The sequence below is a fragment of the Methylocystis suflitae genome (genome assembly GCF_024448135.1).
Lineage (GTDB): Bacteria > Pseudomonadota > Alphaproteobacteria > Rhizobiales > Beijerinckiaceae > Methylocystis > Methylocystis suflitae.
On record NZ_JAMRYX010000148.1, the window covers coordinates 54,110 to 62,809 of the forward strand.

8 protein-coding genes are annotated in these 8,700 nt (G+C 62.3%); 6 read left to right on the forward strand and 2 right to left on the reverse strand.

All coding sequences use genetic code 11. The features are described from left to right. Positions 1-633 (reverse strand): maleylacetoacetate isomerase, encoded by a 633-nt coding sequence (gene maiA / locus NEI07_RS11525; protein WP_256034695.1) that lies wholly within the window; start codon positions 631-633, stop codon positions 1-3. A gap of 72 nt (positions 634-705) precedes the next feature. On the opposite strand from maiA, the gene hppD reads away from it, so the two are divergent. From hppD to NEI07_RS11540, 3 genes are read left to right on the forward strand one after another with little or no spacing between them, the layout of a single operon-like run. Continuing rightward, on the forward strand, positions 706-1,803 hold the full coding sequence (gene hppD, locus NEI07_RS11530; protein WP_256034697.1) for a 4-hydroxyphenylpyruvate dioxygenase: 1,098 nt from the start codon (positions 706-708) through the stop codon (positions 1,801-1,803). Positions 1,804-1,806: 3 nt separating this feature from the next. After that, positions 1,807-3,108: a homogentisate 1,2-dioxygenase gene (gene hmgA, locus NEI07_RS11535; RefSeq protein WP_256034700.1), complete on the forward strand. Its 1,302-nt coding sequence runs from the start codon at positions 1,807-1,809 to the stop codon at positions 3,106-3,108. Next, positions 3,105-4,118, forward strand: a complete 1,014-nt coding sequence (locus NEI07_RS11540) for a fumarylacetoacetate hydrolase family protein (protein ID WP_256034701.1) — start codon at positions 3,105-3,107, stop codon at positions 4,116-4,118. Before hmgA ends, NEI07_RS11540 begins: the two co-directional genes overlap by 4 nt. A 117-nt stretch (positions 4,119-4,235) precedes the next feature. Here NEI07_RS11540 and phhA read toward each other — a convergent pair whose 3' ends face one another. Beyond that, the gene (gene phhA, locus NEI07_RS11545) at positions 4,236-5,114 is read right to left on the reverse strand and encodes a phenylalanine 4-monooxygenase (RefSeq protein WP_256034702.1); all 879 of its coding nucleotides are present in this window, start codon (positions 5,112-5,114) and stop codon (positions 4,236-4,238) included. 99 nt (positions 5,115-5,213) lie between these two features. On the opposite strand from phhA, the gene NEI07_RS11550 reads away from it, so the two are divergent. From NEI07_RS11550 to NEI07_RS11560, 3 genes are all read left to right on the forward strand, one after another. Next, on the forward strand, positions 5,214-6,710 hold the full coding sequence (locus NEI07_RS11550; RefSeq protein ID WP_256034705.1) for a CoA-acylating methylmalonate-semialdehyde dehydrogenase: 1,497 nt from the start codon (positions 5,214-5,216) through the stop codon (positions 6,708-6,710). Positions 6,711-6,712: 2 nt separating this feature from the next. Next, complete coding sequence (gene mmsB / locus NEI07_RS11555; RefSeq protein ID WP_256034708.1) at positions 6,713-7,588, forward strand: 3-hydroxyisobutyrate dehydrogenase; 876 nt, start codon at positions 6,713-6,715, stop codon at positions 7,586-7,588. A 110-nt stretch (positions 7,589-7,698) separates the two neighbouring features. Beyond that, positions 7,699-8,700, forward strand: a 1,002-nt coding sequence (locus tag NEI07_RS11560; RefSeq protein WP_256034709.1) for a DUF4331 family protein, incomplete at its 3' end; no start/stop codon positions are given.

An 8,700-nucleotide genomic window follows, 5' to 3' on the forward strand; every position in this document is an offset into this window, starting at 1 on the left:
TCATTCGGCGTCCGGCTGCGCCTCTGGACGCGCTTCGATGAAAGCAGGGTGCGCGGCGCAAGCCGCCTCCACGGCAAGGATGCGCGGGCAGGCCGCGAGTGAAACGTCGAAGCGTCGCGCGTTATAGACCTGCGGAATGAGGCATATGTCGGCAAGCGACGGCTCGGCGCCAAAGGCGAAAGGGGCAGGCGGCGCGATAAGCGCCTCGACCGCGCTCAGCCCTTCGGCAATCCAGCGCCTGCGCCAGGTGGCGATCTGATCGTCCTTGGCGCCGAACTGTCGCTGCAGCGCCTCTATCACCCGCAAATTGGCGAGCGGATGAATCTCGCAGGCGATCGTCAACGCCGCCGCCCGCGCCTGCGCCGCCAGAACGGCGTCTCTTGGCAAGAGCAGCGGCTCAGGCTTCAGCGCGTCAAGATAACCGATGATCGCCAACGACTGGGTAATGAGTCGACCGTCGTCAAGTTCAAGGGTCGGCACGATGGCCAGCGGGCTTTTGGCGCGATAGCCGGGATCACGCTGTTCGCCGTGCAATAGATGGACGCGGCGGCGTTCCACGACGAGCCCTTTGAGCGCGATGGCGATCCGCACGCGATAGGCGGCCGACGAGCGGTAATAGTCGTAAAGGATCATGGGCCTTTAACCGGATCGGGAACGCAATATTTAAATAGCAGGTCAGCCAAAGCTGTATATAGGCCCTTACCCATGGACCCGACGCCTGGCGGCGCTGAAACGCCCGCCGAAAACCCGATGGGAACAGACGGATTCGAATTTGTCGAATTCGCTCACCCCGATCCCGCGCAACTCGCCTCGCTGTTCGAGAAGATGGGCTTCGTCGCCGTTGCGCGTCATCGCTCCAAGGATGTGACGCTGTATCGGCAGGGGGAAGTGAATTATGTGCTGAATGCGGAGCCTCAAAGCTTCGCCGCCGAATTCCAGAAAGCGCACGGGCCGTCGGTGTGCTGCATCGGCTTCCGCGTCATCGACGCCGCAAAAGCGATGCGCCGCGCCGTCTCGCTGGGCGCCAAGCCTGTCGCCTGCGGCGTTGGCCCGATGGAGCTGAACATTCCCGCCATCGAGGGCGTCGGAGGTTCACTCATCTATCTTGTCGACCGATATGGCGATCAGGGTTCGATTTGGGACATCGACTTTCGATGGATCGGAGAGCGCGATCCGAATCCCCCAGGCGTGGGACTGACCAACATCGACCATCTGACGCACAATGTTCGGCGCGGCCGCATGGACGCGCTCGCGGCATGGTATGAGCGGATCTTCAATTTCCGTGAAATTCGTTACTTCGACATAGAAGGCAAGATGACAGGTTTGCGCTCTCGCGCCATGACGAGCCCCTGCGGCAAGATTCGCATCCCGATCAATGAAAGCTCCGACGAAAAGAGCCAGATCGAGGAATTTCTGGACGCATATAAAGGGGAAGGCATTCAGCATATCGCCTGCGCGTGCCGGGATATTTATGAGACCGTTGTCGCGATGCGCAACAACGGGCTCGATTTCATGCCGGCGCCGCCGGACGCCTATTACGAAGCCCTCGAGCAAAGGCTGCCGGGGCACGGAGAGCCGACGCAGCGGCTCAAGGAGCTCGGCATTCTGATCGACGGACTCACGGCGGGCGCCCGACGTCTGTTGCTGCAGATTTTCTCCAAGACGGTCATTGGCCCCATCTTCTTCGAATTCATCCAGCGCAAGGGCGATGAAGGCTTCGGCGAAGGGAATTTCCGGGCGCTATTTGAATCGATCGAAGAGGATCAGATCCGCCGCGGCGTTTTGAACCGGGCGGCAGGCTAGGCAATGTCCCCCACGCGCTATTTGCATGGCTTCGGCAATGCGTTCGAGAGCGAAGCCCTGCCCGGCGCGTTGCCGATGGGGCAGAACTCGCCGCAGCGGTGCCCTTACGGCCTTTACGCCGAACAATTGTCCGGCTCCGCCTTCACCGCGCCGAACCACCTCAACCGGCGCTCCTGGCTCTACCGCATACGACCCTCCGTCCTGCACGTCCGCAATCCCAAGGACATCGAACAGAGCCACTGGAAAACCGCGCCCTGCCGCGATGTTGGCGCGCCGCTCGGGCAGCTGCGCTGGAGCGCAAGCGACGTCGCCGACGACGCAGGCTCCTTTATCGAAGGAATCCGCACGATCGTGATGGCCGGCGATTGCAGCTTGAGAGTCGGCATGGCGGCGCATCTCTATCTCGCCGGACAGTCGATGTCCGACGACTATTTCTACGACGCCGACGGCGAGTTGCTGATTGTCCCGCAGCTCGGCGACCTGCGCATCTTCACCGAGTTCGGCCTCCTCGAATGCTCTCCCGGCGAGATATGCGTCGTTCCGCGCGGCGTGAAATTTCGGGTTGAGCTATCGGGCGGCCCGGCTCGCGGCTATGTCTGTGAGAATTACGGCGCGCCGTTCACATTGCCTTATCGCGGCGTCATCGGCGCGAATGGACTCGCCGATCCGCGCGACTTCTTTGCGCCGACCGCCGCATTCGAAGACAAGGAAAAGCCCTGCCGTCTGAGCGTCAAATGGGGCGGGCGCTTCTATCGCTGTGACCTCGATCATTCGCCGCTCGACGTGGTCGCCTGGCATGGAAATTACGCGCCCTATAAATATGATCTGCGCAAATTCTGTCCTGTCGGCGCCTTGCTGTTCGATCATCCCGATCCATCAATATTTACGGTGCTGACCTCTCCTTCAGACGAAACCGGCGTGGGCAACGTCGATTTCGCGATTTTCCCCCCGCGGTGGCAAGTCGCGGAACATACGTTCCGGCCTCCCTGGTATCATTTGAACATTATGAGCGAATTCATGGGTTTGATTTACGGACGCTACGACGCGAAGCCGTCCGGCTTTGAGCCCGGCGGCATGTCGCTTCACAACGCGATGCTGCCGCATGGCCCGGACGCGGAAGCTTTCGAACAGGCCTCTCAAGCCGACCTTGGCCCGGCGAAGATCGACGACGCTCTCGCCTTTATGTTCGAGTCTCGACTGCCGCTGCATCCGACCGCTTTCGCCATGTCGCTTGAAACCCTGCAGCAGGATTATGCTGAGTGCTGGTCGGGGCTGCGCCGTTATTTCACCGGCAATGGCCCGTGAAGCTCGCATCCCTGAAGAGCCGGCGGGACGGCGCCCTCATCCTCGTCTCGCGCGATCTCACGCGGGCTGTCGCGGCGGGCTTCGTCGCGCCCACGCTGCAGTCGGCGCTTGAAGATTGGCAAACCGTCGCGCCGGAGCTGCGGGCGCTGGCGGCGCGGCTCGAATGCGGACTTCGCGAGAGCTTTCCCTTTCGCGAGCAGGATTGCGCCTCGCCGCTGCCCCGCGCCTATCAGTGGGCGGACGGCTCGGCGTATGTCAATCACGTCGCGCTCGTTCGCAAGTCGCGCGGCGCGGAAATGCCGGAGAGCTTCTGGAGCGACCCGCTGATGTATCAGGGAGGCTCCGACGTCTTCCTTGGCCCGCGTGACGCCATTCCCATGCTGGATGAAGGGCACGACCTCGATCTCGAAGCCGAAGTCGCCATTGTCACGGATGATGTGCCGATGGGCGTGACGCCGGAGGACGCGCGCGATCACATCAAGCTCGTCATGCTGGTCAATGACATAACCCTACGCGGACTGGTCCCTCCAGAGCTGGCGAAAGGTTTTGGCTTTTTCCAGTCCAAGCCCGCTTCCGCCTTTTCTCCGGTCGCCGTCACGCCCGATGAGCTTGGCGACGCTTGGGATGGCGGGCGGCTCTCGCTGCCGCTTTTGTCCTTCGTCAATGGCGCGCCGCTCGGCCGGCCGGACGCCGGAAAGGACATGACCTTCGACTTTCCGCGTCTCATCGCGCATGCGGCGCGCACGCGCGCGCTTAGCGCCGGAACGATCATCGGTTCCGGCACCATTTCCAACCGGGACGCCGACGGCGGTCCTGGCAGACCGATTGCGCAGGGCGGAGATGGCTACTCCTGCATCGCCGAGCAGCGCGTGGTCGAGAAGCTCATTGAGGGCGCGCCGCGCACGCCATTCCTGAAGGCTGGCGATGTGGTGCGCATCGAGATGCGCGCCGCCGATGGGCGCTCGATTTTCGGCGCCATCGAGCAATGCGTCGTCAACTCCGAGTCTTAGGGTCAACAGGGCGATCGGGTGAAGGGCTTCCTCATCCTGAGGAGCGTGCGCAGCACGCGTCTCGAAGGACGAGGATGAGGGTGAGGAAAACACCCTTCACGCAATTCCGGCGTAGGATTAAGCGCTGCGTTTAGCGCGAAAGTAATGGAAATCGCCGCGCGAGATGATGCGGTCTCCGGGCGCGAGTTCATGCGCGGCGAAGTCCGAAGCGTTGCGCAGTCGATCATAGATCGGACCAAAATCCTGATAACCGTCGGCGAGAAGTTTCTCGAAGCTTTCGATGACGAAATATGTCTGCTGGAAATCGCTGATGATGTAATTCGTTCGCATGACGCGTTCGAGGTCGAAAGCGACGCGGTTCGGCGACGAATCTTCCAGCGAAAAGATCGTCTCCGAAGGCGAGGACATTATTCCGGCCCCGAAAATGCGCAGCCCTTTGGGCGTTTCGATCAGGCCGAACTCGATCGTGTACCAGTATAGCCGCGCGAGATTATGGAGCTGCCCGCGCGCGAGCGCGCGTCGGCCGCCCTCGCCATAGGCTTGGAGAAAGCGCGCATAGGTCGGATTGGCGAGGAGCGGCACATGCCCGAAAACATCATGGAAAACGTCCGGCTCCTGCAGATATTCAAGCTCCGACTCCGGGCGAATGAATGCGCCGGCCGGAAAGCGCCGATTGGCGAGATGATCGAAGAAGGCGTCATCAGGAATCAGCCCGGCCACTGGCACGACGCTCCAGCCGGTCATCGCCCCCAACCGGCGGCTCAGGTCGGCGAAATCCGGAATGCCGGAGCGCGACAGTTCGAGCTGTTGCTTCGCCTCCAGGAATTCGTCGCAGGCCCGTCCGGGCAGGAGCTTCGCCTGGCGGGCGAACAGCCTGTTCCAGCGATCGTGCTCCTCGTCGCTGTAGGAGGCCCAATTCTGATCTATCGTCCAGTCCGCCTGTCGCGGCGCCTGCGCGTATCTATTCTTGCTTTCGCTCGTGAGCTGCAGTCCCATCGCCGGCGTCCGTCGTGGAAGGCGTCTCTCTCCAACATATAGGCGCGCGATCCCGTCTTGCGAGATGACATCGGCCGGACGCGCCTTAGATGAGCGAACATGGAAGAGCTATCGCATTTTATCGGCGGACGCCGGGTTAAGGGAAAGTCCGGCCGTTTCAGTGAGGCCTATGAGCCGATGACGGGCGCGGCGATCTCGCGCGTGCCGCTCGCCAGCCGCGACGAGGTGCGCGAGGCGATCGCCGACGCCGCCGCGGCGCAGCGAGAATGGGCGGCGGTCAATCCGCAGCGCAGAGCCCGCGTGCTGATGAAATTCGTCGATATCGTCGGGCGCGAGAAGGACAGGCTTGCGGCGATTCTCGCGCGCGAGCACGGCAAGACGCTCGCCGATGCACAGGGCGAGATCCAGCGCGGGGTCGAGGTCGCCGAATTTTGCATCGGCGTTCCGCATCTGATGAAGGGCGAATTTACCGATTCCGCGGCGGCCGGCCTCGACGTCTATTCGATGCGCCAGCCGCTCGGCGTCGTCGCCGGCATCACCCCTTTCAATTTTCCGGTGATGATTCCGATGTGGAAATTCGCCCCGGCCATCGCCTGCGGCAATTCCTTCATTCTGAAGCCCTCCGAACGCGATCCCGGCGCGCCTTTGTTTCTGGCCGAACTGATGCTCGAAGCCGGCCTGCCGCCGGGCGTGCTTAATGTCGTCAACGGCGACAAGGAAGCGGTCGACGCGCTGCTCGAAGACCCTGACGTCAAGGCCATCGGCTTCGTTGGTTCGACGCCGGTCGCCGAATATGTCTACTCGCATGGCGCCGCTCACGGGAAACGCATGCAGTGCTTCGGCGGCGCAAAAAACCACATGGTGATCATGCCTGACGCCGACATGGATCAGGCGGTCGACGCCCTGGTCGGCGCCGCCTATGGGTCGGGCGGCGAGCGGTGCATGGCGATCTCGGTCGCCGTGCCGGTCGGGGAAGCAACGGCCGACGCGCTGGTCGCTCGGCTTGAGCCGCGGGTCGAAAATCTGCGCGTCGGCCCTTCGACCGATCCTTCAGCCGATTTCGGCCCGATGATCACGCGCGCGCATCTGGAGCGGGTCAAGGATTACGTCGCGCTTGGCGTCGGGGAGGGCGCCAAACTCCGCGTCGACGGACGCGGTTTCAAAATGCAAGGCTATGAGAACGGCTTCTACATGGGCGGATGTCTGTTCGACGAGGTGCGGCCGGAGATGCGCATCTACAAGGAGGAAATCTTCGGGCCGGTGCTCAGCGTGGTGCGCGCGCGTGGTTTCGACGAGGCGCTATCGCTAGCCAATGATCACGAATATGGCAATGGCGTCGCGATCTATACCCGCGATGGCGACGCCGCGCGCGAATTCGCCTCCCGCGTCGAAGTGGGTATGGTCGGCGTCAATGTGCCGATCCCGACGCCGCTGGCCTATTACACCTTCGGCGGCTGGAAGCGTTCGATGTTCGGCGATCTCAATCAGCATGGGCCGGACGCCATCCGCTTCTATACAAAGACGAAGACGGTCGCATCGCGCTGGCCGGGCGGCGTCAGGACCGGCGCGAGTTTCGTCATGCCGACGTTGTCATAGCCATGATGCGCGCAGCCTTTATCGGTCTCGGCAATATGGGCCGTCCGATGGCGGCGGCGCTGGCGCGCGCCGGCGTGGAGGCGCGAGGATTTGATCTAAACGCGTCGCTCGTAGAAGCCGCCGCCCAGGAGGGGGTCGTCGCGACGAATTCCCTGCGCGATGCGATCGAAGGCGCTGACGTTGCGATCACCATGCTGCAAAAGGGCGATCAGACGCTTGCCGTCTGGCGCGAAATCGCGCCTCAAGCGCGTGGCAAACTCCTCATCGATTGCTCCACGATTGACGTCGAAAGCGCGCGCGCCGCGCATCGGCTAGCGCAGGAGAGCGGCGCGCGCTCGGTCGACGCGCCGGTGTCCGGCGGCGTCGCCGGCGCGAAAGCGGCGACGCTCACCTTTATGTGCGGTGGCGAGCAGGAGGCGTTCGCGGCGGCGATGCCAATTCTCGAGCACATGGGCGCGCATGTGCTTCATTGTGGCGGCGCCGGCATGGGGCAGGCGGCGAAAATCTGCAACAATCTCATGCTCGGCGTCACGATGATCGCGACGGCCGAGGCTTTCGTGCTCGCCGAAAAGCTCGGCCTCTCGCACAGGGCGCTGTTCGACGCGGCGTCGATCTCCTCTGGTCAATCCTGGTCGCTCACCACCTATTGCCCCGTGCCGGAGATGACGCCTGCTTCGCCTGCGAACAATGACTATAGGCCGGGCTTCATGACCGCCCTGATGCTGAAAGATTTGCGACTCGCGCAGGAAGCCGCCGCGCAGGCCGGCGCGGCCTCGCCGCTAGGGGCCGCGGCGACGCAGCTCTATGCGCTGCATCAGGCTGCGGGCCAGGGCGGCGCCGATTTTTCGAGCATCATCAGACTCATTCGCGGCGAATAGACAATTTCAAACAATCTTGATGTTGAAACAAACACGACATAGCGTGCGCCGGCAGGCGCTTAAAACAGGTCAGCCGCACATTCTCTCCACGTCTTTATAGGAGGCGACGCGTGTCGAATCATTTTACCGGCCTCAGTCTCGGTCCGCCGCTTGGCGATCAAAGGTTGGATCTATGCGATCTCTACGCCTTCCAGTCTCCAAGCGATCCGACTCGGTCGGCGATCATCCTCAACGCCAATCCCTCTTGCGATGAATTTCATCCCGACGCGATCTACCGGCTCAACATCGACAATGACGGCGATTGCCTGACGGACATTGCGATCAGCTATGTGTTCTCGCCCAAGCAAAACGGCAGGCAGACTTTCGACGTTTATCTCGCGCGCGGGGCGCAGTCGCATTCTCCCGAAGCCGTGGGCGAGAAGATCGTCTCCGGCGCGGAAGTCTCCTTCGGCGCCAAGCCGAATATCGTGCGGGCAGGGGACTTCACCTTCTTTACAGGCGTTCGCAGCGACGCGTTCTTTTTCGATTACGACGGCATTCTGGCGCTGTACGACACGTCCGGCGGCAGAAATTTCACGGCGCCGCATCTGGGCGGCAAGTCTCCCTGGACCGGCAAGGATTCAAACACCGAAGCCAATGTGCTTTCGACGGTCGTCGAAATGCCGACGAGCGCTCTTGGCGGCAATCCGGGGGTCAGAATCTGGGGGCGGTGCAGCGTGCGTAGCGACGGCAAGCTGATTCATGCCGATCGCGCCGGCCATCCGTCGGTCAGCAGCTTCTTCAATACCGATGAAACAAAGGAAGAATATAACGCTAGCGAACCCGTGAACGACCGCGAGCGCTGGCTCGAGCTGTTCATCCACCTGATGGGCCATACCGGGGACTACACGAGGGATGAAGCGATCACGGCGATCGACGCGCATGGCATCCTGCCCGATATGCTGAGCTTCGATCCCACCAAGCCCGCGGGCTATCCCAATGGCCGCACCTTCGCCGACGACGTCATCAATTTTCGGCTGTCCTTTCTCTCGAAGGGCGACATCCCGCCGGATGGGCTGCAGCCGCATACCGACACTCTGAAAGAGTTCCCCTATCTCGGGACGCCGCACTCG

Coding starts and splice junctions, on each gene's coding strand:
- mmsB (WP_256034708.1), top strand. CDS start 6,713: ATGATGCGCGCAGCCTTTATCGGTCTCGGCAATATGGGCCGTCCGATG.
- NEI07_RS11550 (WP_256034705.1), top strand. CDS start 5,214: ATGGAAGAGCTATCGCATTTTATCGGCGGACGCCGGGTTAAGGGAAAG.
- phhA (WP_256034702.1), bottom strand. CDS start 5,114: ATGGGACTGCAGCTCACGAGCGAAAGCAAGAATAGATACGCGCAGGCG.
- hmgA (WP_256034700.1), top strand. CDS start 1,807: ATGTCCCCCACGCGCTATTTGCATGGCTTCGGCAATGCGTTCGAGAGC.
- hppD (WP_256034697.1), top strand. CDS start 706: ATGGACCCGACGCCTGGCGGCGCTGAAACGCCCGCCGAAAACCCGATG.
- maiA (WP_256034695.1), bottom strand. CDS start 633: ATGATCCTTTACGACTATTACCGCTCGTCGGCCGCCTATCGCGTGCGG.